This is a genomic window from Dellaglioa sp. CoH-55-MRSF-6 (assembly GCF_056782215.1).
In genome coordinates, this window is the sequence record NZ_JBXAYJ010000050.1 from 1 (window position 1) to 265 (window position 265).

Here is a 265-nt window from a genome sequence, read left to right on the forward strand (position 1 = left end):
CTTCGGTCGGATAGAACGCGGCGGCCAGCGCCGGCATCGACGACTGCGCGGTGTTCATCAGCACGCCGGCCACGAACACGACCAGCACGAGCAGCCCGACGTTGCCGGCCGCCTGCCCGATCGCATACACGCTCACCGCCGTCAGCGCGTAGCACACGGCGATCGCGCGGTTCGCGTTGAAGCGGTCCATCAGCACGCCGCACAGCACGGCGCCCACGCCGCCGAGCGGGAACAGCGCCGAGATCAGCGTCGCGCTCTTCGGCGT

1 protein-coding gene is annotated in these 265 nt (G+C 70.6%); it reads right to left on the reverse strand.

Annotated elements, in window-relative coordinates; all coding sequences use genetic code 11:
• The coding region (locus AC1RPK_RS07750; protein ID WP_481769355.1) for a hypothetical protein at nucleotides 1–265 on the reverse strand (265 nt) is incomplete at both ends.